This window comes from Mesorhizobium sp. B2-1-8 (assembly GCF_006442545.2).
Taxonomy (GTDB): domain Bacteria; phylum Pseudomonadota; class Alphaproteobacteria; order Rhizobiales; family Rhizobiaceae; genus Mesorhizobium.
The window spans coordinates 73269-98199 of the sequence record NZ_CP083953.1 but is presented as its reverse complement, the minus strand read 5'-3'; the positions used below and the strand labels follow the sequence as shown (position 1 = coordinate 98199).

The 24931-nt window shown below is 60.2% G+C and carries 23 protein-coding genes; 14 read left to right on the top strand and 9 right to left on the bottom strand.

Going from position 1 to position 24931, the window contains the following annotated elements:
- Positions 1-2: 2 nt before the first annotated feature.
- From ubiU to FJ970_RS31610, 3 genes are read right to left on the bottom strand one after another with little or no spacing between them, the layout of a single operon-like run.
- Entirely contained in the window at positions 3-1001 is a 999-nt protein-coding gene (gene ubiU / locus FJ970_RS31620) for a ubiquinone anaerobic biosynthesis protein UbiU (protein ID WP_140763174.1), read from the bottom strand.
- Complete coding sequence (ubiT, locus tag FJ970_RS31615; RefSeq protein WP_140763171.1) at positions 998-1546, bottom strand: ubiquinone anaerobic biosynthesis accessory factor UbiT; 549 nt, start codon at positions 1544-1546, stop codon at positions 998-1000. The genes ubiU and ubiT overlap by 4 nt, the downstream gene beginning before the upstream one ends.
- A gap of 17 nt (positions 1547-1563) precedes the next feature.
- Complete coding sequence (locus FJ970_RS31610; RefSeq protein WP_227792328.1) at positions 1564-2121, bottom strand: hypothetical protein; 558 nt, start codon at positions 2119-2121, stop codon at positions 1564-1566.
- A gap of 82 nt (positions 2122-2203) precedes the next feature.
- Between FJ970_RS31610 and FJ970_RS31605 the strand changes: the two genes are divergently transcribed.
- The 3 genes from FJ970_RS31605 to FJ970_RS31595 are packed head-to-tail and all read left to right on the top strand — an operon-like array spanning position 2204 to position 4585.
- A complete protein-coding gene (locus FJ970_RS31605) occupies positions 2204-3712 on the top strand; it encodes a UbiD family decarboxylase (protein WP_140763207.1) in 1509 nt (502 codons plus the stop codon).
- Complete coding sequence (locus FJ970_RS31600; protein ID WP_140763165.1) at positions 3709-4293, top strand: UbiX family flavin prenyltransferase; 585 nt, start codon at positions 3709-3711, stop codon at positions 4291-4293. Before FJ970_RS31605 ends, FJ970_RS31600 begins: the two co-directional genes overlap by 4 nt.
- A gap of 37 nt (positions 4294-4330) precedes the next feature.
- A complete protein-coding gene (locus FJ970_RS31595; RefSeq protein WP_140763162.1) occupies positions 4331-4585 on the top strand; it encodes a DUF2249 domain-containing protein in 255 nt (84 codons plus the stop codon).
- A gap of 8 nt (positions 4586-4593) precedes the next feature.
- Here the strand turns inward: FJ970_RS31595 and FJ970_RS31590 are convergent, their stop codons facing one another.
- Together FJ970_RS31590 and FJ970_RS31585 are read right to left on the bottom strand one after the other, a co-directional pair.
- Entirely contained in the window at positions 4594-4734 is a 141-nt protein-coding gene (locus FJ970_RS31590; protein ID WP_227792349.1) for a plastocyanin/azurin family copper-binding protein, read from the bottom strand.
- A 74-nt stretch (positions 4735-4808) separates the two neighbouring features.
- Positions 4809-5198, bottom strand: a complete 390-nt coding sequence (locus FJ970_RS31585; protein WP_140763159.1) for a hypothetical protein — start codon at positions 5196-5198, stop codon at positions 4809-4811.
- 309 nt (positions 5199-5507) lie between these two features.
- On the opposite strand from FJ970_RS31585, the gene FJ970_RS31580 reads away from it, so the two are divergent.
- Positions 5508-6671, top strand: a complete 1164-nt coding sequence (locus FJ970_RS31580) for an NnrS family protein (protein WP_140763156.1) — start codon at positions 5508-5510, stop codon at positions 6669-6671.
- Positions 6672-7517: 846 nt separating this feature from the next.
- Here the strand turns inward: FJ970_RS31580 and FJ970_RS31575 are convergent.
- Complete coding sequence (locus FJ970_RS31575) at positions 7518-7808, bottom strand: hypothetical protein (RefSeq protein ID WP_140763153.1); 291 nt, start codon at positions 7806-7808, stop codon at positions 7518-7520.
- Positions 7809-8522, bottom strand: a complete 714-nt coding sequence (locus tag FJ970_RS31570; protein ID WP_140763201.1) for a helix-turn-helix domain-containing protein — start codon at positions 8520-8522, stop codon at positions 7809-7811.
- 181 nt (positions 8523-8703) lie between these two features.
- Between FJ970_RS31570 and FJ970_RS31565 the strand changes: the two genes are divergently transcribed.
- The 9 genes from FJ970_RS31565 to FJ970_RS31525 are packed head-to-tail and all read left to right on the top strand — an operon-like array spanning position 8704 to position 21262.
- On the top strand, positions 8704-11442 hold the full coding sequence (locus FJ970_RS31565) for a nitrate/nitrite transporter (protein WP_140763150.1): 2739 nt from the start codon (positions 8704-8706) through the stop codon (positions 11440-11442).
- 15 nt (positions 11443-11457) lie between these two features.
- A complete protein-coding gene (locus FJ970_RS31560; protein ID WP_140763147.1) occupies positions 11458-15201 on the top strand; it encodes a nitrate reductase subunit alpha in 3744 nt (1247 codons plus the stop codon).
- Complete coding sequence (narH, locus tag FJ970_RS31555; protein ID WP_140763144.1) at positions 15198-16724, top strand: nitrate reductase subunit beta; 1527 nt, start codon at positions 15198-15200, stop codon at positions 16722-16724. The genes FJ970_RS31560 and narH overlap by 4 nt, the downstream gene beginning before the upstream one ends.
- Positions 16724-17452 (top strand): nitrate reductase molybdenum cofactor assembly chaperone, encoded by a 729-nt coding sequence (narJ, locus tag FJ970_RS31550; RefSeq protein WP_140763141.1) that lies wholly within the window; start codon positions 16724-16726, stop codon positions 17450-17452. Before narH ends, narJ begins: the two co-directional genes overlap by 1 nt.
- The gene (gene narI / locus FJ970_RS31545) at positions 17445-18221 is read left to right on the top strand and encodes a respiratory nitrate reductase subunit gamma (RefSeq protein ID WP_140763198.1); all 777 of its coding nucleotides are present in this window, start codon (positions 17445-17447) and stop codon (positions 18219-18221) included. The genes narJ and narI overlap by 8 nt, the downstream gene beginning before the upstream one ends.
- A gap of 3 nt (positions 18222-18224) precedes the next feature.
- Positions 18225-19124, top strand: a complete 900-nt coding sequence (locus FJ970_RS31540; RefSeq protein WP_140763138.1) for a peptidylprolyl isomerase — start codon at positions 18225-18227, stop codon at positions 19122-19124.
- Positions 19125-19179: 55 nt separating this feature from the next.
- Positions 19180-19419, top strand: a complete 240-nt coding sequence (locus tag FJ970_RS31535; protein WP_227792326.1) for a hypothetical protein — start codon at positions 19180-19182, stop codon at positions 19417-19419.
- Positions 19419-20684: a gephyrin-like molybdotransferase Glp gene (glp, locus tag FJ970_RS31530; RefSeq protein WP_140763132.1), complete on the top strand. Its 1266-nt coding sequence runs from the start codon at positions 19419-19421 to the stop codon at positions 20682-20684. Before FJ970_RS31535 ends, glp begins: the two co-directional genes overlap by 1 nt.
- Positions 20685-20698: 14 nt before the next feature.
- Positions 20699-21262, top strand: coding sequence for a DUF2478 domain-containing protein (locus tag FJ970_RS31525; protein WP_140763129.1), 564 nt, complete (start codon positions 20699-20701; stop codon positions 21260-21262).
- A gap of 451 nt (positions 21263-21713) precedes the next feature.
- Here FJ970_RS31525 and ric read toward each other — a convergent pair whose 3' ends face one another.
- Positions 21714-22409: an iron-sulfur cluster repair di-iron protein gene (ric, locus tag FJ970_RS31520; RefSeq protein WP_140763126.1), complete on the bottom strand. Its 696-nt coding sequence runs from the start codon at positions 22407-22409 to the stop codon at positions 21714-21716.
- Between the two features lie 609 nt (positions 22410-23018).
- Between ric and FJ970_RS31515 the strand changes: the two genes are divergently transcribed.
- Positions 23019-23525: a transposase gene (locus FJ970_RS31515; RefSeq protein ID WP_227792324.1), complete on the top strand. Its 507-nt coding sequence runs from the start codon at positions 23019-23021 to the stop codon at positions 23523-23525.
- A gap of 40 nt (positions 23526-23565) precedes the next feature.
- Here FJ970_RS31515 and FJ970_RS31510 read toward each other — a convergent pair whose 3' ends face one another.
- Positions 23566-24759: a DUF1173 domain-containing protein gene (locus FJ970_RS31510; protein ID WP_140763123.1), complete on the bottom strand. Its 1194-nt coding sequence runs from the start codon at positions 24757-24759 to the stop codon at positions 23566-23568.
- Between the last annotated feature and the right edge of the window lie 172 nt (positions 24760-24931).

The window sequence follows — 24931 nt, the reverse complement described above, 5'->3', positions numbered from 1 at the left end:
TGCTATCTCCACTTCTTCTTGTAGGCACCAGTCGTCTGCCGGGCGCCCTCCGACTGCCGCGCAAGAATCCGATCGATCTCGCTCGCGTCACCGCCTTGTTCGACGGCGTCAATCGCCTTCCTGAAGGCGCGCACGACTTCGGTAACGTAACCTTTGCCGCGCTGGCGGCCTTCGATCTTTAAGGCCGTGACGCCGGCGGCTTTCAACCCGGCAATCATCCCGCCGGCGTTCAGGCTGACGGGATCCTCGAACAAATAGGAGGTCTTGCCGCCCGCCTTGAATTTGCCCTTGCACAAAGTGGGGTAGCCCACTGGCTCGCCTGGCTCATAACGGTCGATCGTGAACCCTGAAAGCCGTGCCGCCGTGCCGTTCGACTCGTCGTCGTAGCTCACCATTTCGGGTGGCGAGCAGACGCCATTCAGGTTTGGCGATTTTCCTGTGGCGTATGACGAGAGATAGCATCGGCCTTCGATCATCACGCAAAGGCCGCCGAACACGAACGCCTCGGTCTCCACTGCAATCGCACGGTTGAGTGCCGCGATCTCCTGAACCGAAAGGACTCGCGGCAGCACGACGCGACGGACGCCGAAACTGTGCACATAGAATCCGATTGCCTCCGGCGTCGCGGCGGCAGCCTGCACGGACAGGTGAAGACGAACCTGTTTGTGGTTCTTGGCGACGTGATCGAGGACAGCGATGTCGGCCGCGATGATGGCGTTGGCACCGCATTCGGCTGCGGTATCCGCCGCCTTCTTCCACAGGTCGACGTTGTTGACCCGCGCGAAGGTGTTGATGGCGACCAGAACCTTGCTGCCGTGGCCATGGGCGAAACGTACGCCCTCGGCAAGTTCCTCCCCAGAGAAGTTGAGGCCGGGGAAATTCCGGGCATTCGTTTCGTCGCGAAATCCGCAATAGACTGCGTCCGCGCCTGCCTGGACGGCTGCCCGCAACGTAGCGGGGGTTCCGGCCGGGCAGACAAGTTCCATGCGTCCGCTTGTCATGCCTCTGGTGCCTTGCGTCTGGAGTTAGGATCGGCCAATTGGCGCGCGATACCCAGCGCGCCGAGAATTCCCGTATCGACAAGACGAGCCAGCGCGCCACGCAAGCCGAGCAGATCCGCCGGGCGAAGCTCGGCATCCTCGATCGTGTTCCTGAGCGCGAGCACCGCCTCCGTGCGGCCGCTGATCGAGATGATCCGGCTGAAGAAAAGCGCGTCGCCATCGAGCGTGCCGTCGAGCAGGCTCAACAGTGTGAGAATAGGTCCCCTGATCTGGACGCTTGATGTCGCGGTCTCGCTTTTCCGCACGACACTCACGATTGAGCGCTCTCCGTCCGGCACGACGGTAAATGCGAAGGCGAGGTCAATCGGGTCGATGAAATAGCAAGCCGAACGGTGTTCGCCCAGCCGCTCGAACAGTCGAGGTTCCCGCCCAGCCAGGGAGCGCAAGGACAGCGTTAGCAGGGGCCCAAGTGGCACCCCGGCGATGACCGGGAAAAGAAGGCGAAAGACAGCTGGCAATCTTGCATCGGTGTTTCCCGGGAGCATTTGCACGTTTTGGCCGATCAAGAGGATTTTGCGGCGGAAAGGGTGCTGTGCCCTTCGCCGAGCAGTTCTGCAAAATTATCTCTATTGGGACAGAAATCCTGATAGTGGCTTTCGAAATCGAAGGCGGCTAGGTGATCATGACACTGGCGGCGGTGCGGGCACGTGATGCAGGTCCTTGACATGAAGCGATTGCGAGCCATTTTCCGCGACTCGAACCTGTCCGGATCGATGCCGATCGAAAGCATCGCCAAAGACAGCATGTCTTCCGACGCGTAAGGCAGCCGCATGGCGTCGTCGAAATCGCTTCGCGTCAAGCCGATGTTGTCCAGGATGCCTGTGCATTCATCCGCCCCGAGCGCCAAAAATTCCCTTCTTGTCGCTCTGCTCCGACGACGGTCCGCAAGAAGGGCAATTGCGGATTGCAGAGCTCCGACGGTGTCACTGATTAGGCTGCCAGCCATGTGAAATCCTCTCTTGCCTGATGCCGCCGATGATGTCCGCCCTCCTTCGACATCGATGGGCGACCGGCTTGCATAGAACCGTTCTTTGGAAAATACCGCGGACGGATCGATCACTCTTTGCGCTAGCGCAAAGTTCTTCGTCAGCGCTCATGGCAGAATTCACAAGGCCGACGGACCGGTCGAGCCGGATTTCGCCATGCATCAGCGTTGCCTCCCTTCGTTTTCAAATCTCGGCTCGTTCCTTTCGTACCTCGATCGGAACGGGCAACTACAGGAAGTTGGGGTCCCTGTTTCGACACGGCTCGAATTGACCGAGATACACAGGCGGGTGATTGCCTCGAAAGGCCCGGCGCTGCGCCTGACTACTCCTGTTGACGATCGCGGCGTCAGGTCGGCCCTTCCTGTCGTCGCGAATCTTTTCGGCACCCGGGAACGCGTCGCTTGGGGTTTGGGTACCGATCTCCATGGGCTGGAAACGCTCGGCGCGCTCCTTGCGTGGATGAGGTCGCCTCAGGCCCCACAGGACCTTCGTCAAGCCCGACGGTTGCTGCCCGCGGCGCGCGGCGCACTCGTGGCGCGGCCGAAGATCGTCTCCCCACCCGGAGAGTGGCGGGATGCAGACCCGGATTTTTCGCTTCTTCCGGTCCAGACTTGTTGGCCGGGAGACGCTGGTCCCCTCATAACGTGGCCGGTCGTTGTTACTCGCCCACCCGGTGAAGACGACCCGAGCACATACAATCTGGGCATATACCGGATGCAGGTGCTGGCCCGAGACCGTGCGATCGTAAGATGGCTTCCCATGCGAGGTGGCGCCGCCCATCATCGCATATGGCAGGCGAGGGGCCTTGAAATGCCTGTGGCGGTCGTCATCGGGGCCGATCCCGCCACGTTGATCGCCTCGGTGATGCCGGCGCCTGAAGGCGTGTCGGAGCTGGCACTATCCGGGATGATCAACAACCGCCGGGTCGCGTTAGCGCCGTGCAAGAGCATCATGCTGCACGTGCCTGCCAGCGCAGAAATCGTGCTCGAAGGTGTGGTCTCTCCAACAGAAACAGCGCCGGAGGGACCTTTCGGCGACCACACCGGATATTACAACGCGCCGGACCGATACCCCGTATTCAATCTCAAGCGCGTTCGCGTCCGTGACGGGGCAAATTACCTGACCACGTTCACCGGGCGCGCGCCCGACGAGCCCTCGGTCCTCGGCGAGGCGCTGCTCGATGTCTACAAGCCGCTCCTGCGCCAACAGATACCGGAAATCGTCGACGTGTGGCTTCCGTCGGAAGCCTGCTCCTACAGGATTGCCGTTATCTCGATCGCCAAGAAATATGCCGGACAGGCCAGGCGCGTGATGATGGGGTTCTGGTCCCTGCTGCCGCAGTTCTCGATGACCAAGATGATCGTCGTGGTGGATGACGACATCGACATTCGATCATGGCCGGACGTGATGTGGGCGGTTGCCACCCGCATGGATCCCTCGCGCGATCTGATGCAGGTGGATCGGACCCCTATCGACCAGCTCGACTTCGCGTCGCCGCTCGAAGGACTTGGGGGAAAGGTCGGGTTCGACGCAACGCGCAAGATCGGATCCGAGACCTCTCGCGAATGGGGAGAGGAGCTGAAGATGTCAGCGCACATTGAGGAGCAGGTATCACAGCGATGGAGCGAGATTTTTTCGCAAACGACCGCCCAGGTGCAAGAATGACCAAACGCTTGATTGTCGGTGTCACTGGTGCATCCGGCTCCGTGCTCGCACTAGAGACCATCCGTCAGTTGGTCAGGGCCGGGGTTGAGACGCATCTCGTCGCCTCGAAGGGTGCGCGCATGACAATTGCTCATGAACTGGGCACCGACGGCCTTGCCCAACTGACCTCTGCCGCCAACCACGCATATTCCTATCAGGATCTGGCTGCGCCCATTGCCAGTGGCTCTTTCAGAACGGATGGCATGATCGTCGTTCCCTGTTCGATGCGGACCTTGGCGGCCATGGCGCACGGTTTGGGCGACAACCTTGTCACCAGGGCCGCCGACGTCGTCCTGAAGGAAAAGCGCCGGTTGGTCATCGTGCCGCGCGAGGCGCCGCTGCATGAAGGGCACCTTGACGCGATGCTCCGGCTGGCGGGGATGGGGGCGATCATCGCGCCGCCAGTGCCGCCATTCTATGTCAAGCTGACCTCGATTGAGGAAATGGTGGTCGAGATGGCTGCCCGGCTGGTCAGCTGGGCCGGCGTGGACCCAGGCAACAAGCTGACGCGTTGGGGCGAACAGAAAGTCGCCGTCGCGTGATCGTCCTGATGGATTTGCTCACCGGGCAAGGATTGCAATGAACTTCCAGACGTCGAAAGGCGCGACATATGACGTGCGGAGACTTCCTCCTGAAAGGAAGCAGTCCGCCATCTTGTCGATGTTCGACGGGCTCAAACCCGGCCAGACATTCACAGTCATTGTCGATTTCGACCCTTGCAAACTCAAGCGTCAGCTAGAGGCGTTCTTTGCCGCAGAATACAGTTGGGCTTGTTTTCAGCAGGGCCCGCCAGAATGGCTGATCGAAATAGGAAAGCCTGAATCGGCGCAGTGATGCCGAACTCAAGGCGATATGTCGAACGTGTAGGCTACCCTCGAAACCCAGTCCACGGTCACCTTGAGTGAGCCCTTCATTCCAAGGCCGTAGTGTCCCGGTATCAGGCAGGCGAAGTCGAACTGGCCAGGATTCGTGAAAGCCCAGATGCTCTGGTCGACGATCGTTGGACCGGGTCGGTAGAGGCTGCTTCAGCTCTAACCAGCTCTTCCAGCGGAACCATCTATGTCCGTGCCTGAACCGTGGATAAACTGAGTTGCCGCATCGAAAATGCACCTTCCTTTGCAGTGCTCGCGATGTCGTCGAACAAGAGTGCGAGATCCATGAAGACGCTGCGATCCCGTTCGGTTGCGCCCATCTCATCGAGATCCTGCAGGAAGTAGAGAATGGCTTCAATGCGCTCGCGTTGGCTGCGGGCGTTGGCAAGATGTTCGCGTGCTGCGCGACGGACTTCCAGAGCTGTAAATCGAGCAAGCGTCTCGTCGAGCCTGGATCGGCACTCACAATCGAGCCGGGCGTTCCTGATCAAATTTGCCAGCCGGTCGACGACTGCAATGTCGGCAAAGCGCCGGGCGCCGTCGTCGATGCTACTCAAAGGAACGTTCTGCTTCATATCTTGTTCTCTCCTGTCGCAAGGCCAATTCAATCCGGCGGCGTCCGACCGAGCCAGGCGCAGCGCGAGGAGAGACGTTTCGCGGCTAGCCGCGACGCAGACAGACGCAGCGCCTAGGCAGCGGCCGAGTCTCGAAAATTTCTTTGACTATAATCGATCATTTCGCAGCCTGTTTGCGCTGGAGCAAACACGGAGGCCGATCATCGACAGTATTGCCTTCGGACTGAGGTTTTCCGACCGCCGACTCTGCCGGCTGTGAAGCAGCACGAGGATGCCGTGTCAGTCATCCTCTCGTAGAGGAATTGTTGCATGGCTACTGACGGGAGTGTGCTCGCTTTCAATGCGAAGCAGAAGCAGACATCCGCGCCGTTTCGGTCATTTTTTCTTATCGCGGGGCTGGATGCGATTTTAGGCGCGGCGGTTTGGCTGCCGTCGGCGTTCGGAATACAGTCCTTGGGTCTGACCGAGATATCTCCCGGCGACTGGCATCGCGACGTGCTTCTGTTCGGGATGGTTCCAGCTATCTTGGCTGGTTTTCTGCTGACGGCGCTTCCCCGATGGACAGGACGACGTGCGGTGTCGCCGCTCACCACGCGCTTGCTGGTTGCCCTATGGCTGTGCAGCCGGGGGACTTTCCTGTTTCTATCGCATTCGGCCGGGCTTGCGCTCTCGGCGCTCTTGGTTCTGACGCTCCTCTTGATCGCGGCAGGACGGGTGATCGCCAGCCGCGACCGCCGCAACCTGAAGATACTGTTTTTGCTGCTTGTCTTTTGTAGTGGCAACATGCTGGCAGCAGCGCACTACCAAATAGAATTGGCACTGCGGCTGGCCTTGGCTTCGATCGTCGGCCTGGTCATGATCATCGGAGGGCGGGTCGTTCCGGCTTTGACAATGGCCTATGTCGAGAGCGCCGGCGGTCGGATCTTCATCTATCGTTCCGCCGCTTTGGAGTATGTGGCAGCGGTCATGGCGGCATGCGCCTTCGGTTTGTGGGTTGTTGCGCCGCAGGCGCAACTCACCGGTCTTGCCTGCGCTCTTGCCGCCTGCGGTCAGGCGACGCGAGCCGCCCAATGGAACGGCTGGCGAAGCGTGGCGTCATCGACAGTTCTGGCTCTTCACATTGGATATGGTTGGATCATCGTGGGTTTCGGACTACTTGCGATCCACATTCTGGCGCCGGAATGCCTGGGTCAGGCGGCCGCCATTCATGCCTGGACTATCGGCGCCATCGGCACGATGGCCCTGGCCATTATGGCGAGCATGATCCGCAAGCAGAGCCGCCGCGCCTTCGTGTCTTCGGTTCCGGCGACCGGGGCGTTCGCAGCGATTACGATCTGCTGCCTGTCACGCCTCCTGGTCGAGATGTTGCCCAGCTACGGCGCTCTTTTAACGAGCATTTCAAGCGCCCTGTGGGTTGTCGCCTTCGGGTTGTTTTTGGTTGCTTTCCGTCGAATGCTCGTACCGCAAATATGATGCAACGCCGGCGTCACCAGGGCCTGAAGGAACAGAAGCCAGCCGGCGACGGTTAGCGTCATAGCCAGGTCGACAGATGATGCCGCGAGCGCCCGTCAGCCCAGACGCCAGGCTATAGAGACCCGTCACTTGCCAGCACAGCACCCCGGACCAGATAGCCGCAAGTTCAAGCTTCGTGGCAGGCAGCAGGCCGACAAAGGAAATCGATGCCGTCCCGAACGGAGTTCCTAGGTGCGAGGGCGGACAGGGAAGAAAGTGTCCGGTGTCGGCCAAGGTATCAGTACCGGGGCAAGATGATGGACTTCGGACCGGCTGCCAAGGTCCGAGGCTGCGCGTGCTAGCGCCAGCATTGACATGGTCAATGCACCGAAGGCGAGGGCTGTCGCACGCGAGCTTCCATTGTGTCGGTGGCGGTGTTCGCCTGTTGTGCCAGGATGAGGCTGGGGTGAGGAGCAAAAGGAGAACGATGATGAGCGATGAGAATTCGGACGCTCGTCCCAGGCTCCGCAGTGGTGGCAAGCACGACAGCCAAGCCAAGAGACTATTTTGAAGCGGAGTTAGTCTCCTATAGGGAAAAATGTCGACCGATTTGATCGATGTCAATGCGTGTGACTGAGATCGACGTTCTTGGAAAATCCAGCAGCTTTTCGAGGAGGTCGCTTTCATTGGCCGATATTTTGTCCAGACTCGTCAAGGAGTGCAATTTGACGCGCAGCAAGGGTGCGGACTTTCCGACCATCTGGCAGGCCACCTTGAAGAGGCATTCGTACGTTGCAGGACCGCCCAGGCAGGACCTGGATGAGCAAGGGCCAATCCTCAAGATCCCTCTGATAACAGGCCGCCATCTTATATTTGGCGCTTCAGGCTTTCGGCTTGATTGAATTCCGGGCGATGTTTCTCGTCGGCATCCGTTTTTACCAGCGCACGGCGCTGTTTGCGCGACTTATGACGCGATTCGAAAGAGGCGTAGGCCAGCACAGCGCAGAAGGCAAAGACATCCAACAGTAGGATAGTGATCGTTGATCTGTCCGTTAGCACATTCTTCTCCCTTCCTCGGCTGGTTGAGAAGACTGCAGGACTGACTGCCAAGCGTTGACTTCGATCAAACGAAAAACAACGATTTACGAGTTCGGTCAATCAGACCAAGAAATCATCCGTATCTGACCCGTCGATAAGCGGGTCAGCATTGCATTCTGCGGCGACGCGGGCAGCGTCAAGGATTGCTATCGTCTGCCCGTCGACCCTGATGCCCGACTTCCCGAGACTCGACAGCGCACGCGAGAAGGATTCCCGGGTTATGCCGAGTTCCGAAGCGATCAGTGTCTTCTCAAACGGCAGAACGGCTCTGCCCGGCGTGCCCTGCCGCTTCGACAGAGCCAGGACATAGCATCCGACACGCTGGGTCGAGGATCTCAGCTTGAGGTTCTTGACCTGCCGGACCATGCGTCGAAATTGTTGGGCGAGGCTTCCGATTACCGCCTGTGCTAACAAAGGGTCCGCCTCCACGGCCGCACGAAACACCGTCGCATGAATCAACAGAAAGCGCGAAGGCTCGGGTACGCGTGCCTGCATGAGGTAGGGTGCACCCGTCACTACAGCAGCAGGTATGATGGGGTCAGGAGCCCGAACGGCCTCGATCAATACTTCACGCCCTTCGGTGGATCGTCCAAATAATTGGGCTGATCCCGTTAACACTATGAGCTGGAAGTTCGGCACGTCACCCTGATCGAACAAAACAGTGCCGGAAGCCACACCGTGGACGATGGCATTGCGCAGCAGGTCGGATCGGTTGGACACGGATAACGCTCGGAACAGCGGCAACGCCTCCGGTTCTACTTCCTTATTCGTCATTCCATGCAACAGATTGTCTCCTTCGGCCGCGGGCTCTCCCCGACCACTGCTGCATCGTTCGTGACAAAAGTCACAGCAGTCTTTGATTTAGATCAATGTTGCAGGACGCCAGCTTGGCCATTTTGGCTTCAGGCGGACTCGATTCCGCGCCAGAAACCAACTGTCGAAGGGGCTGCCGACGATGAAAACGACCGCGTATCCGAAGTCCGGTCAGATCCTGGGCGCAAGCACGGCCGCATTTACCGTCTGCTTCGCGGTCTGGACAATTTTCTCCATCGTCGGCATTCGCATCCGCCAGGAGCTCGGCCTCAGCGAAACACAATTCGGCTTGCTCGTCGGCACGCCAATTCTTACGGGCTCCTTAATAAGGGTTGTGCTGGGTATCTGGACGGACCGTTATGGCGGCCGGATCGTCTTCACGACGAATATGCTCGCCGCCGCCGTCGCGACATTTCTGCTGTCCTACGCTCACACTTATCCGCAAATGCTGGTGGCTGCCCTCGGTGTTGGCGTAGCCGGGGGCTCCTTTGCGGCTGGTGTTGCCTATGTGTCGCGCTGGTTTCCACCGGAGAGGCAAGGTATTGCGCTTGGCATCTTTGGCGCTGGCAACGTCGGTGCCGCAGTCACCAAGTTCCTCGCTCCTTTCGTCCTCGTTGCCTTTGGATGGCAGGTCGTGGCGCAGGTATGGGCAGCGGCCCTCGTGGTCATGGCAGTCATCTTCTGGCTAACGACGGAAGATGACCCGGTTATCGTCGAGCGGCGGCGGTCGGGCATAAAGCCGAAAAGCGCCTGGCTCGAACTCGAGCCTCTGAAGAACGTGCAGATCTGGCGCTTCGCGCTGTACTATTTCTTCGTCTTCGGCGCCTTCGTCGCGTTAGCGCTCTGGCTGCCGCAATATCTCATCAACGTCTACGGCCTCGACATCAAGACAGCCGGCATGATCGCGGCCTTTTTCTCGGTGCCGGCAAGCCTCTTTCGGGCCTATGGTGGACACCTGTCTGACAGCTTTGGCGCGCGCCGCGTGCTCTACTGGACGTTCCTGGTTTCGGTCGTGGCGACCTTCATCCTGTCCTATCCGCCGACCGACTATGTGGTCCATGGCCTCAAGGGCGCGACCTCCTTCCACCTGGAGATGAGCCTCGTCGGCTTCGTCATCACGATATTTGTGCTCGGCTTCTTCATGGCACTCGGCAAGGCCGCGGTCTACAAACATATCCCGGTCTACTATCCCGACCATGTTGGCTCGGTTGGCGGTCTCGTCGGGATGATCGGTGGCCTGGGCGGCTTCCTGCTGCCGATCCTGTTCGGCTTGCTGCTTGACCTCACCGGCCTGTGGACGAGCTGCTTCATGGCGCTCTTCGTCCTGGTCACCGGTGCGCTGCTGTGGATGCACGTCGCTATCCGTCAGATGGAACGCGGGGTCGCTGGCGAAGCCCTCGCCAAGCTCCCGCCATTCCCCGAGATGCAGGGCATGCCCAAGCCCGCAATAGGAGTCCGATCAGGCGGTGCTCTCACCGATTGGCGTCCCGAGGATCAAGCCTTCTGGGCTGAAAGCGGCCGCCAGATCGCTAGGCGTAACCTATGGCTTTCGATCCCGGCGCTTCTCCTTTCGTTTGCTATCTGGCAGGTGTGGTCCGTCGTCGTCGCCAAGCTCCCGCTCGTCGGCTTCACCTTCACCACCGATCAGCTCTTCTGGCTCGCCGCTCTGCCCGGAATCTCGGGCGCGACACTGCGCATTTTCTATTCCTTCATGGTGCCGATCTTTGGCGGCAGGCTCTGGACGACCCTAACGACATGGTCACTCCTCATCCCGGCGGTCGGGATCGGTTATGCGGTGCAGAATCCTGACACGCCCTATGTCGTGCTGTTGATCCTTGCGTTGCTTTGCGGCTTAGGCGGCGGCAACTTTGCCTCTTCCATGGCCAACATCTCCTTCTTCTTCCCAAAGGCGGAAAAGGGAAATGCGCTTGCGCTTAACGCTGGCCTTGGCAATCTCGGCGTCAGCGTCGTCCAGTTCGTTGTGCCGCTCGCAATCACCGCCGGGATATTCGGCTGGTTCGGTGGCGATCCGGCCATGGTCAAGGGACCGACGGGCGACGCGCCCTTGTGGCTGCAGAATGCCGGCTTCGTATTCGTGCCGTTTATTGCAATCTCGGCTTTTGCGGCCTGGTTCGGCATGAACGACATCGCTTCGGCCAAGGCATCTTTCACTGAGCAGGCTGTGATCTTCCAGCGCCGGCACAATTGGATCATGTGCTGGCTCTACACTGGAACTTTTGGGTCTTTCATTGGCTATTCGGCCGGATTCCCGCTGCTCACGAAAATGTTGTTCCCAGACGTCAACGCACTTCAGTTCGCCTTTCTCGGCCCGCTTGTCGGCGCCCTGTCGCGCTCGGGCACCGGGTGGCTGGCGGACAAATATGGCGGCGCGCGCGTCACCTTCTGGGTCTTCGTCCTAATGATCGCGGGTGCAGCAGGGGTTTTGTGGTTCATCGGCATCAAGGATCAACCTGGTGCATTCCTTGGCTTCTTCGCCGCGTTCCTGCTGCTGTTCTTCGCCACCGGTGTCGGCAATGCCTCCACCTTCCAGATGATCCCGGTGATCATGGCCAAGGAGATGGGCCGCTTAATGCCCATGGCAGATGCAGAGACGCGCCGTCGGCAGGCGGAGAAGGAGGCCGCTGCCATCACCGGCTTTACGTCAGCGATCGCAGCCTTCGGCGCCTTCTTCATCCCGAAGAGCTATGGCAGCTCGATCGCCTTGACGGGCGGGCCGAGCGCCGCGCTCTGGGGGTTCTTGATCTTCTACGTCAGCTGCCTGGCCATCACCTGGGCGGTCTATACGCGCAGGGGCGGCCTTCTCCACGATATCGAGCGCGCCGAGCGCGGCGCGTCTATCCATCCGGCCGCAGCCGAATAATCAGAGGCAAGAGCAATGTCGCATTTTCTCGACCGGCTAACCTTTTTTCGCAAGACCGTAGACAGTTTCTCTGACGGCCACGGAATCGTCACCAATGAAGATCGCTCCTGGGAGGACGGCTACCGCAAGCGCTGGCAGCACGACAAGATCGTGCGCTCCACCCATGGTGTGAATTGCACAGGCTCCTGCTCGTGGAAGATCTATGTCAAGGGCGGCATCGTCACGTGGGAGACGCAGCAGACCGACTATCCGCGCACACGGCCGGATCTCCCAAACCACGAGCCTCGAGGCTGCGCGCGCGGCGCATCCTACAGTTGGTATCTCTATTCCGGCGCTCGGGTGAAATACCCGATGATCCGCGGTCGGCTGCTGAAACTGTGGCGTGCCGCGCGCGCCACCATGCCGCCCGTTGCCGCCTGGGCCTCGATCGTCAAGGATGCGGACAAGCGGCAATCCTACGTCTCGATCCGCGGCCATGGCGGCTTCGTGCGCGCCACCTGGGACGAGGTGAACGAACTCATCGCGGCGGCCAACGCCTATACGGTAAAGGCTCATGGTCCCGACCGCGTCATCGGTTTCTCGCCGATCCCGGCCATGTCGATGGTCTCGTACGCGGCGGGCTCCCGCTACCTGTCGCTGATGGGCGGGGTGTGTATGTCGTTTTACGACTGGTATTGCGACTTGCCGCCGGCGAGCCCCCAGACCTGGGGCGAGCAGACCGACGTTCCCGAGAGCGCCGACTGGTACAATGCCGGCTTCATCATCGTCTGGGGTTCCAACGTGCCCCAGACTCGGACGCCCGACGCGCATTTCTATACCGAGGTTCGTTACAAGGGCACCAAGAGCGCGGTCGTCAGCCCGGACTACGCGGAAGCGACCAAGTTCGCCGACATATGGCTCAACCCGAAGCAGGGGACCGACGCCGCGCTGGCACTGGCCATGGGCCACGTCATCCTGCGCGAATATTACCTTGATCGCACGGTCCCGTATTTCAACGACTATGCCCGCAAATACACAGACTTGCCGTTCCTGGTTCGCCTTACGGAACGGGATGGCCGGCTCGTTCCGGAACGGCTCCTACGCGCCTCGGAGGTCGCTGGTGGCTTGAGCGAGAGCAACAATCCGGAATGGAAGGCGGTCGCGATCGACGAGGCTACGGATGCACTCGTCTCGCCGCGCGGCTCGATCGGCTATCGGTGGGGCGAGGGCGCCAAATGGAATCTCGAGGAGAAGGACGGCAAGGGCGACAACATCCGGCTCAGGCTGACGCTTGCTGGGAAGAAATCCAAGATTGCGCCTGTCGATTTTCCGTATTTTGGGGGTCGCGCGACCGAGCATTTCGTCTCGACCGATCACGGTGAGATTCTCACCCGAAACCTTCCGGTCAGGCGGATCAAGCTGTCCGACGGCACCCAGGTGGCAGTAGCCACCGTGCACGACCTGATGATGGCTAACTACGGCCTCGACCGTGGCTTTGGCGGCGCGCACACAGCCAAGAGCTACGATGACGATGTCCCGTTTACGCCGGCTTGGGCAGAGCATGTCACAGGCGTAAACCGCGATGCGATTGTCACCGTAGCGCGTGAGTTCGCGACCAATGCTGAGAAGACGAACGGCCGCTCGATGGTGATCCTCGGTGCCGGCGTCAATCACTGGTACCATATGGACATGACCTACCGGGGGATCATCAACCTCCTGGTCTTCTGTGGCGCCATCGGCCAGTCAGGGGGTGGCTGGTCGCACTATGTCGGGCAGGAAAAGCTGCGACCGCAGACCGGCTGGACACCACTTGCTTTCGGGCTCGATTGGAGCCGGCCGCCCAGGCACATGAACTCAACGTCCTTCTTTTATGCGCAGACCGACCAGTGGCGCTACGAGACCCTAACGGCCGCCGAAATATTGTCGCCGACCGCGCCCGAGGGCGACTGGAACAAGAGCTTCATCGACTACAACGTTCGTGCCGAGCGTATGGGCTGGCTGCCTTCGGCACCCCAGTTGAAGCAGAATCCACTTTCGATCGCAGCCAAGGCCAAAGCCGCCGGCCTTGAGCCGAAAGACTATGTCCCGAACGCCCTGAAATCCGGCGAGCTGGAGCTGTCCTGCCACGATCCAGACGATCCCGCCAACTGGCCGCGCAACATGTTCGTCTGGCGCTCGAATCTCCTCGGTTCATCCGGCAAGGGTCATGAGTATTTCCTCAAGCATCTGCTGGGCACCACCCACGGCGTGATGGGCAAGGATCTCGGTCCCGAAGGGGCGGTCCGAAACACCGAAGTCGCCTGGCACGAGACGGCGCCGCAGGGAAAGCTCGACCTCCTGGTCACCCTCGACTTCCGAATGTCGACCACCTGTGTCTACTCCGACATCGTGCTGCCGACGGCTACCTGGTACGAGAAGAACGACCTCAACACGTCCGACATGCATCCCTTCATCCATCCGCTGTCGGCGGCGGTGGATCCGGTATGGGAGGCGCGCTCCGACTGGGAGATTTACAAGAGCCTCGCCAAAGCCTTCTCGGAGGTGTCGCCGGAGGTGCTGGGCGTTGAGCAGGATGTGGTTCTCACTCCGATCCAGCATGACAGCCCCGCCGAGATGGCCCAAGCCCTCGACGTCAAGGACTGGAAGCTTGGCGAAGTTGAGCCGATCCCGGGCAAGACGATGCCATCCGTGACTCTCGTCACCCGCGACTATCCCAATCTCTATGCCCAGTTCACAGCGTTGGGGCCGCTGATGACGAAACTCGGTAACGGGGGCAAAGGCATCGCCTGGGACACCAAGCACGAAGTCGAGGCACTTGGAGCATTGAATGGGATACACCTCCAGGGTGCGGGCAAGGGCTTGCCGAAAATCGAGACCGATATCGACGCCGCCGAGGTCATCCTCATGCTAGCGCCGGAAACCAATGGCGAGGTGGCGATCAAAGCCTGGGAAGCCTTGTCGGAGATTACCGGCCGGGAGCATGCCCACCTTGCCCTGCCGAAGGAAGATGAGAGGATCCGCTTTCGCGATATCCAGGCGCAGCCGCGCAAGATCATTTCGTCGCCGACATGGTCGGGCATCGAAAGCGAGAAGGTCTGCTACAACGCCGGCTATACCAATGTCCACGAATTGATCCCGTGGCGGACGTTGACCGGCCGCCAGCAGCTCTACCAGGATCACCTCTGGATGCGGGCTTTCGGCGAGGGGCTCGTTACCTGGAAGCCACCGGTCGATCTCAAGACGATCCCAGGCATCAAGGACGTCCGCCCCAACGGGCACAAGGAGATCGTCCTCAACTTCATCACGCCGCACCAGAAGTGGGGCATCCACTCAACCTACTCAGATAATCTCCTGATGCTGACGCTTAACCGCGGCGGCCCGGTGGTGTGGATCTCCGAGACGGATGCAAAGACGGCCGGTCTCGCCGACAATGACTGGGTCGAAGTCTTCAACATCAACGGCGCCTTGACGGCTCGCGCCGTCGTCTCTCAGCGCGTCAAGCCGGGCATGATGCTGATGTATCACGCCCAGGAAAAGATCGTGAACACGCCAGGATCGGAAATGACCGGCAACCGGGGCGGGATCCACAACTCGGTCACCCGAACGGTGCTGAAGCCCACCCACATGATCGGCGGCTACGCTCAGCAGTCCTATGGCTTCAACTACTACGGCACCGTCGGTTCTAACCGCGACGAATTCATCGTTGTCCGTAAGATGGCCAATGTCGATTGGCTCGAAGGGCCACTCGAATCCGAAGCGCCGAAGGAGGCAGCAGAATGAAAATCCGTGCGCAGATCGCGATGGTGCTGAACCTCGACAAATGCATCGGGTGCCACACCTGCTCGGTCACCTGCAAGAACGTCTGGACCAATCGGGAAGGCGTCGAATACGCCTGGTTCAACAATGTCGAAACCAAGCCCGGCGTCGGCTATCCCAAGGAATGGGAGAACCAGAAGAAATGGAATGGGGGCTGGAAGCGTAAAGCCAGCGGCAAGATCGAGCCGAAGATGGGCGCCAAATGGCGCATCCTTGCAAACATCTTCGCCAACCCCGACCTGCCGGAGATCGACGACTATTACGAGCCATTCACCTTCGACTACCAGCACCTTCATACGGCGAAGGAATCGAAGGCTTTTCCCACGGCCCGCCCGCGTTCGGCGATCACCGGCGAACGGATGGAAAAGATTGAGTGGGGGCCGAACTGGGAGGAGATCCTCGGCGGCGAGTTCGAGAAGCGTTCTAAGGACGTGAACTTCGAGGGCGTCCAGAAGGACATCTACGGCCAGTTCGAAAACACCTTCATGATGTACCTGCCGCGGCTGTGCGAGCACTGCCTCAATCCGACCTGCGCGGCGGTTTGTCCGTCGGGGGCGATCTACAAACGCGAGGAGGACGGCATCGTCCTGATCGACCAGGACAAATGCCGCGGCTGGCGCATGTGCGTCTCCGGATGCCCCTACAAGAAGATCTACTACAACTGGTCATCGGGCAAATCCGAGAAGTGCATCTTCTGTTATCCGCGCATCGAGGCAGGGCAGCCGACGGTTTGTTCGGAAACTTGCGTCGGGCGCATTCGCTATCTCGGCGTGATCCTTTACGACGCCGACCGGATCGAGGCAGCCGCCAGCACCCCCGATGAGAAGGACCTCTATCAGGCGCAGCTGGACGTTTTCCTCAATCCGAACGACCCGGCCGTTATCGCCCAGGCCCGCGCTGACGGGATTCCCGACAACTGGCTGGAGGCGGCCAAGCTGTCGCCCGTCTGGAAGATGGCGATGGAGTGGAAAATCGCTTTTCCGCTTCACCCGGAATACCGCACCCTGCCGATGGTCTGGTATGTGCCGCCGCTTTCGCCCATCCAGTCGGCGGCCGCGGCAGGCAAGATGGGAGTCGATGGCGACATGCCAGATGTGCGCAGCCTGCGCATTCCCCTCCAATATCTCGCCAATCTGCTGACCGCCGGCAAGGAGGAGCCCGTCGCTCTCGCGCTCGAACGTATGCTCGCGATGCGCAGTTATATGCGGGCGAAGACGATCGATGGCCGCCTGGACGAGTCGATTGCGACGCGTGTCGGCCTAACCGGAACGGCCATCGATGAAATGTACAAGGTCATGGCAATAGCGAACTATGAGGATCGTTTCGTCATCCCGACGGCGCATCGCGAATGGAGCGAGGACGCCCAGGACATGCGAGGCTCCTGCGGCTTCTCCTTCGGAAACGGCTGCTCGGGAGGTTCCACGGAGACCAACCTGTTTGGCACCAAGCAGACCAAGCGGCCAACAAACCCGATGGAGATCGTGTGATGACGGTGATGCTGTCGCACAAAACGTTCAAGGCGCTCTCGGCGCTCCTTGCCTATCCGACTGAGGAGCTTTCAGCAGCGATCCCGGAAATCACCGCAGCCCTCGCGGCTGAGAGGCTGGTATCGAACAACGCAATCGAGCAGCTCCATCCCTTGCTTGGCGATCTGTGCATTATGAATCTGTACGACCTCCAGGAGCGGTACGTCGAACTGTTCGACAAGACGCGCCGACACTCGTTGCACCTTTTCGAGCACATCCATGGCGAGAGCCGGGATCGGGGTCAGGCAATGGTCGATCTGGTGGAACATTATCAGCGTGCTGGGCTGCTCGTGACGGCGAACGAACTGCCAGACTTCATACCGCTTTTCCTGGAGTTTCTTTCGGATCGTCCGCTCGATGAGGCGCGCGGCCTGCTCAATGAGACCGCTCATATCTTCTCCTTGCTCGAGGAAAGACTGGCCAAGCGAAACGGAGGCTACGCCGCCGTGTTCACCGCCGCGCTCTCGATCGTCAACCAAGCCGCTATGATCACCGACGCGGCAGAGACAAATGATGAGCCCGACGACCTGGCAGCCATCGATGCAGCTTGGGAAGAAACCGCTGTCACTTTCGGTCCAGGAAACGCGGCCGACGGCTGTTCCGTTGACCGAATGCGAATTCAGATGCGCGCCGCAAAACGCGACGTACGGCACAGTTTGGCGCCTGAAACAGGAGGAAGCGATGTCTAACACAATCAACGACGCGCTTTTTGGCTGGTATCCCTATTTCTGCCTGACAGTTTTCCTGCTTGGGAGCCTGATCCGTTTTGACCGCGAGCAGTACACTTGGAAAACGGGTTCCTCCCAACTACTTAGGCGACGCGAGCTCCGGTGGGGTTCCAACCTCTTCCACGTCGGTATCCTGGCAATTTTCGGTGGGCATTTTGTCGGCCTGCTGACGCCGATCTGGATATTTGACGCGCTCGGCATCTCTCACAGTTTCAAGCAAGGTCTCGCCATCACCGTCGGCGGCCTTGCTGGCATTGCCTGCTTCATTGGGGTCACACTCCTTGCCCATCGTCGAATATTCGATTCCCGCATCCGGAAGACGTCCAGTTTTGGCGACGTCGCGGTTCTATTGCTGCTTTGGTTGCAGCTCACTCTCGGCCTCTCCACCATCTTCGTCTCGCTCGGTCACATGGATGGCCACGAGATGGTGAAATTCATGAACTGGGCGCAAGGCATTCTTACCTTGCAGCCATCGGCCGCGGCCTATGTCGCTGACGTCAATCCGATCTTCAAGGCGCATCTCCTGTTGGGTATGACCATCTTCCTCGTCTTCCCGTTCACGAGACTGGTTCACGTGTGGAGTGCGCCGGTCTGGTATCTTGGGCGCCCCGGCTACCAGGTGGTGCGTACCCGTTTCGCGGAGCGCCGAAGACCCGTGCCCGTGCCAACGGTCCGGTCGTCCGAGCCGGTACGACCTGTCGCCGTTCCCTCGCCCCAGCCTGCGGAGTAGATCATGACCGCGCTTGTCATCAATCATGCCGCCAGCCGCAGCCCGTCGTCCGAACACTCGCACGAACACCGTCCCGCCGTTCCCGACACCGCGCCGTCCCGCGAGCGCGTGGCAATGCCGCCGGTGACCGTCAACGGTGTTGCGATATCGCGCAAGGCGATTGCCGCCGAGGTGCAGAACTTTCCTGCCCGCAACCCCGGCGAGGGTTGGAGAGCGGCAACCAGTGCACTGGTCATTCGTGAATTGCTCCTGCAGGAGGCCAAGCGGCTCGATATCCTGGCGGAACAGCAGACCGATCAGGATGGACGACGGGAGACAGTGGAAGATGCCCTGGTGCGGGCCCTCATCGAGCGCGAGGTTCGTGTTCCGACGGCGGATGAGGAGATGCTGCACCGATTCTACGAGAACAATCTTCGCCGCTTCGTTTCATCACCATTGTACGAAGCCGATCATATCCTCATAGCTGCACGTCGTGATGACGAAGGCTTTGTCATCGCGCGCGAGAAGGCGTTGTCGCTGAGATCGATGCTGAAAACGGCGCCAAAGCGTTTTGCGGCGCTGGCGCAAGACTGCTCGGATTGCCCTTCGGCAGCGCTTGGGGGCAGTCTCGGCCAGATCGGGCCGGGAGACACGACGCAGGAATTCGAAGCCGCTCTGGCCAATCTCGTCCCCGGCGAAATCTCGCTGCCAGTCGAGACACGTTACGGCGTGCACCTCATCCGCCTGACACGGCGGATCGACGGGCGCCAACTGCCGTTCGAGGACGTGCGCGAGCGCATCGCCGCCTATTTGACCGAGCATGTCCACCGGCAAGCAACGGCGCAATACGTCTCCCTGCTTGTCGGTCAGGCGGATATCCGCGGGATTGAGATCGACGGCTCACCTTCGCCACTGGTGCAGTGAGGACGATGCGATGCTCGGAAATCTCATAGCCTCGCTGGAACATCCTGGGGTCGCCATGGGGCTTGTCGCGGCGTTCGACGAGCCCGCCTTGCTGACGCGTTTGGCCGCAGCGGCCGCAGCGTCCGGTCGCTTGCCAGGCGAGATCGTCGGCTCGGCCGTTCGCAATTTCCTGGACACCGCATCGGATGATCATTGGACGCAGCTCATCGGTCTGATGAATCGAGCGGAAGATCCTGGCCTCGCGGCCATGCGAGCAATTCTCGAAAAATCCCTGCCAGCAGTGAAGGCAGCCTGATGATGGGTGCACCACGCAACAACTGCTTCCGCTCAGGCGCGCAGATAATGTCGTTTGAAGTCGCACGAGGCGTTTCCGCCGCGCTTGCTGAACCACTCAACAGGCAGGAAGACGTGCCGTTGGCGCATGCGGTAGGACGCATCCTGGCCGCGACGATCAAAGCTCCGGGCGCCCTTCCGCCGTTCGATCAGGCGGCGATGGATGGATATGCCTTCCGACTGTCGGGCAAGAAGGGTGTTCCTTTGGTCCTGCCTATTTCCGGACGCACATGCGCTGGCGACAAACCGGACGTGTTGGCACCGGGGACAGCCCATCGCGTTATGACTGGTGCCGCATTGCCAGGCGGCGCGGATACTGTCGCTATGCAGGAGCATGCAACCCGCAGGGGCGATATTGTGCAGTTCGGGCTCGACGTCGAAGCCGGTACGCACATTCGACGGGTTGGTGAGGACGTAAAACAAGGCACGACTATCCTTCGGCCAGGCCGGGTGATCGGCTGGGCAGAAGTTGCGCTGCTAAGCGCGCTTGGCATTGCGACGGTTTCGGTTGCCCGTCCGCTCCGGATCGTGGTTCTCGCAACCGGCAGCGAGCTCCGCGATGCGGGGGAGTCGCTTTCGCCTGGCGCCATTTACGACAGCAATGGTCCGATGCTGGGCGCGCTGCTGGCGTCGCCCAACGCACATGTCACCTCCCTATCCGTTCGTGACGACCTGGCCGCCATCGCGCAAGCGCTCGAAAGCACCGCAGGAGCGGCCGACGTCGTCATCGCTACCGCCGGAATGTCGATCGGCGAAGAAGATCACGTGCGCAATGCCGTCTTGCGCGCCGGCGGCGGCCTTGACATCGTTAACGTAGCGATGAAGCCCGGCAAGCCGCTGGCGTTAGGCACGCTTGCAGGCGCGTATTTCATAGGACTGCCCGGCAACCCACAAGCTGCAGCGTTTGGCGCGCTCGCCTTCGCGCGCCCGATGATGAAAGCCCTTCTCGGTCAAGTTCCAGCGAACCGCATCACGGCTGAGATAGAGTTCAAACATGCCCGCAAGCCGGATCGCACGGAACTGCTGCCGGTTCGTCTGAACGTCGAACAGGGTCGACTGACCGCATATCGCTGCGGATCGGAGGGGTCGCACAGATTGATGCCGATGGTGTTCGCCGACGCCGTCGCGATTGTGCCTGGTGCCTCAACGCCTGTCGAAGTTGGAACCCCACTTGAAGTGCTTCCATTCGATCAATGCCGATTCGGTGAAAGGCAGAATTCCATCTAAAGGGGAAACCTCACGTGCAAACCGTCGTTCCTAGCCATCCCATCACTGCAATCGTTTATTCAAGCGGGTCGGAGTTCGAAGCTTTTTTGCAGGAATTCACCGCCGCCATGGTCGAACAAGGCATTCAATTGGCCGGGCTCATCCAGCGTAGTGAACCGAGACCAGGTCGACTGAAGTGCGACATGTATCTTCGGGACCTAGCCACAGGTGAGCTCCACGGGATATCAGATGATCGGGGTCCTCAAGCACGAGGCTGCGTTTTGAATACCGATCGGCTGCACCGCGCCTGCACGGTTGCCGAAGCGCAGTTGTCGAGCCAAACCGCGTTGCTGGTCCTCTGCAAATTCGGAAAGGCCGAGGTCGAAGGCGGCGGTTTTAGGTCGCTGATCGCCAAGGCGCTTGAGCTATCCGTTCCCGTGCTGATCGGTGTTCCCCTCATCAATCTATTGCCGTTCCGCGAATTCTCAGGGGGGCTCGCACAAGAAATCGAATTGTCCCAGCTCGATCAGTTCACTGCAGCGGAGCGTCTGCGAGCTTTCAGCCAGCCGATGGATGCGACGATGGCGGCGGTCGGATGAGCGTTCATGATTGAAGATCGCCAATGTCGCCGTGAGTAGCCCTCAAGAGACCTCGCCTTGGCGTGGACGGCGGTGATTTGCGCTGGTTTATCTAGGAAGGGCCTGGGTCGGAGATTGATTATGCGGCGTACTATCGCACGCGAATGTTGATGGAAATTTAACGGTAGTCGCGGCGTCTAGCGCTCGCTGCACAATAGTAGACGACGTTGAATGCCGTCGAAAATCGCCCCGATCGAGTATGGGATGGGCGCACGCATTCTACTTTTTTCCGAAAGAGTTCGGGCCAAAGATCGGGATTCTCATTTCTAACCTCCGCCAGCTCGGGCTAAACCACTTCGCATGTATAGTTGGTGTTGACGGCGGCAGTGGCAGCACAGCGACTACCTCCCCAGCGCCAAGCCCTCAGTCGAGGATTCGCCAAGCGATCCGCATTGCTGCAGCCGTCGTCACTCTAGGCCCGGCTTTCCGTTGCCGCGAACCGCGGGAACAAGACGTTGTTCTCCAGGTGGATGTGCTCTATCAGTTCCTCGGCAAGCTGGGCCACGCCGACGTAGAGCGCCTGCCAGGAGCGGCAGGCCCCGTCGGGCGTGGCGAAGTCGTCGGTGAGGCTTTCAAGCAGCCGAAGCAAGGTGCCCTGGTCGTCGTGCTCGTGCCGAAGTTCCGAAATCGGTATATCGAACTTGCCTTCGGCCCACTGCCGCATCGCCGGAAACAGAATGGCCTCTTCCTTGGCCATATGCTGCTCCAGTTCGCTTTGCATCTGCCGTAGCGCATCGGAAAGGCCAGCCGGCACCTTCGGATGCCCGCGATGCACGGCCTCGACCTTGCGCGACAGCGCGATGAGCTCGGGCAGAGCGCGGCGGTGCGCCTCGTGGTAGCAGGCTTGAATGTGGTCGATCAATTCATCGCTGTCCATCGCAGCCGGCGCGGCTGTCTCCCCAGCGCCGGTACCAAGCGTCTCCAACTCGCGCTCGATCTCATTGGGATCGACTCCGCGCCGGTGCGCAGCGGCGTCGAGGGTGAGATCGCCATTGCAGCAGAAGTCGATCTTGAACTTGCGGAATACGGCGGTGGCGCCAGGCAGCGTAGCAGCTATGTCTCCGACGGTACGCTCCCATAGTTCTGGACTTGAGAATTGGGTGTTCATGACGAAGCTCCATGCATGTTCAACACAACGGCCTTGAAACTCAGAGCGGACTCATCCGACGCAACGCACTGTCGAGAGGCCGCAATAGCGCGAACCATTGGGCCATAAATTGCCCAAATAAAGGTCCGGGTCTTTGCGCTGGAACAAAGAGGGTTAAACTGCAGCCCGGCTTGAAGGAGTATGCCAAGCCGCAACGTCTTTTCGAATTCCGGATGTACCGCCTTCCTCAATGGAGTTGGGGCAACCCGCCGACGGCTATCCGGCGAAGGAGTTCGCGCGACATGTCCTGGAGACCAGGGTGCTGGCCCAGCATGTCTACTGATTGGTCGAAACATCGCTTGCCCGTGGGCGGCCTCTTTCGATAAAGCTCGGACCGATAGAGAAAAAGCGACCCGTTATGCAAGTCGCTTCTCCCAAGGGAAGGCACTATGAGGCAGCAGACTCGACCATTCATCGTGGAGGTCAAACAGAAGCGCGGCATCCAAAAAAGAGGGAACTCTATTTGGGGCGACGTTGACCTGTCAGCAGCTATGGCAGAGACGGCCAAGGCTTCTGAAACAATGGACCTGCCAAATGGTCACGTTGTTGACTCTAGTTTAAGACCTGTTGATGTTGAAGGTGGGCACAAACCGCAAGTGGAGCATCATATGGCCGACCCTCAGGAATCTGAATCGCCCCAAATCACTGCTGAAGCGCCGGCCAAGCCGAAGGCACCTGAGCCGAAGAAGAAAGTTCCGCGAGCGCGAGGTAAAGGCCGAGGCCAAGCAGCCTGCTCGCAAGAACGGCGCCAAGGCGGCGCCCGCAGCCGCTGAAGCTCCCGCAGCAGCCGTCCGCACCGGCCGAAAGATCTACTCCTCAAAAGAACGCGCCCAGAAGCTTGGCCAAATCGAGAAATCGATCGGCAGCGGCGAGACCCTCAAAAGCGCCGCAAGGCAGGCCGGCATATCCGAGCAGACCTATTATCAGTGGAAGAAGGCCGCAACGCCCCCCTCGGATGGTGGCGATCTCAAGGATTTGCTCGCGCTCGAGGACGAAAACAAGCGCCTGAAGGGCCTGCTTGCAGAACGTCTGCGCAAGGAGAACGCCGAACTCAAGAAGAAGCTTGGCCTCGCGTAGCGCAGTCTGAATCCTGCTAGTCTAACACGCGTTGCGACGCTCAAACTCGCACAGGCGGCATATCGCCTTCACTGATGCGCCAAACCCAGGAGCCGATCTCCGCTCGCGCCGCGATCATTTCCTGGAGCGAGGCCTCGAATGTCTCGTCTGCTCCGGACGGCACGATATAGAGCGCTACTGGCTGCGTCCGGCTCTGGAACATGGCATTCGCGATAGGTTGATCGGCAGGCAGATTGTAGCGCAGTCCCTTCACGCTCTTCTCGCGCATCGTTGCGAGCGCCTCGATCAGCGTCTTTTCGTGGATAGACTCGTAGGGAATCCAGTTCTCGGTCACGACCATGACGGCAATCTCCTCGATCACCGCAAGTCCGGCCGGGTTGAGCCCAAAAGTAGCAATCGCCATCAGGTGGGACTGGTGATCAGCCTCCCACAATGAAAACTCCCTCTCGAAACGTGTGAGCAAGCGACGATGAAGGTCGTCGTCGACCATGAATGGAAAGCCGGGCATGTGCCGCACGACCAGCTTGCGGCCGACCCGCGCCGGCTCGAACTCCTTCACCTCACCGACCAAAACCATAAGCCTGCGCGACCCCGACGCCGGCGCGGCCGCCGGCACCAAAGCCTCCGCCCGACGTTGTTCGATCTCCCCCTTCTTCTCCAGCCGGAATGCCTCCGGCACGAAGAGGGTCTCGGCGAGCGGCCTGCCCTTGACGATCATCTGCTTGGCGGCCTCTGCGATGTGCCATCGCACGTTCCACCAATGCCGCTTGCCGGTCCATAGCGACGTCCAGATCGTCAGCTCGGCCTCGTGCCACAGATAGTGCAGCAGGCCACGCAGCGACAGTTTCCTGGTCTCGCCGGATACGCTGTCGAGACCATTCCCGATCTGTTGTGGGGCCGCCCGGCTCCCCGTCTTCGACAGGCTGAAGTCCAGCTTGAGTGCCGCCATGCCGCTGTCTGGATCGACCTGAATCGCCCCTCCCATCAAGGCGCCGAGCCCGGACAGCTCGTAAGGCGATTCATAGGAATCGCAGGACAGATCATGCCCGCCGCCGCTGAGCGGCATGCGCTTGATCAGATGCAGGTCGCCGATGCGGGCGATGTACATCGGGCAGCCCGGCTCGCGGCACAGGCATAGGGGACGCTCCCTGTGGGCATAGGCGTTCGCCAGGGTCGCCTGCAGGTCAGGCGACCCTTCCTCGTAGACCTCACTGCCAATTCTAAACCGTCGCATCACCTCCACAGCTCCAGGTCGCCGCCGCATCCCTGTCCGTGCATTGAGTCATGGCTTTGCGCAGAGCGCAACCCGTTTGATGGACCGACGCCAGAGGGAGAGGGGAGCCGGGAGGAGTGCGGCCCGGCCGGCGCGGAGAGAGTGCCGGCGCGCGGGCTATTCCCCTCTCGCG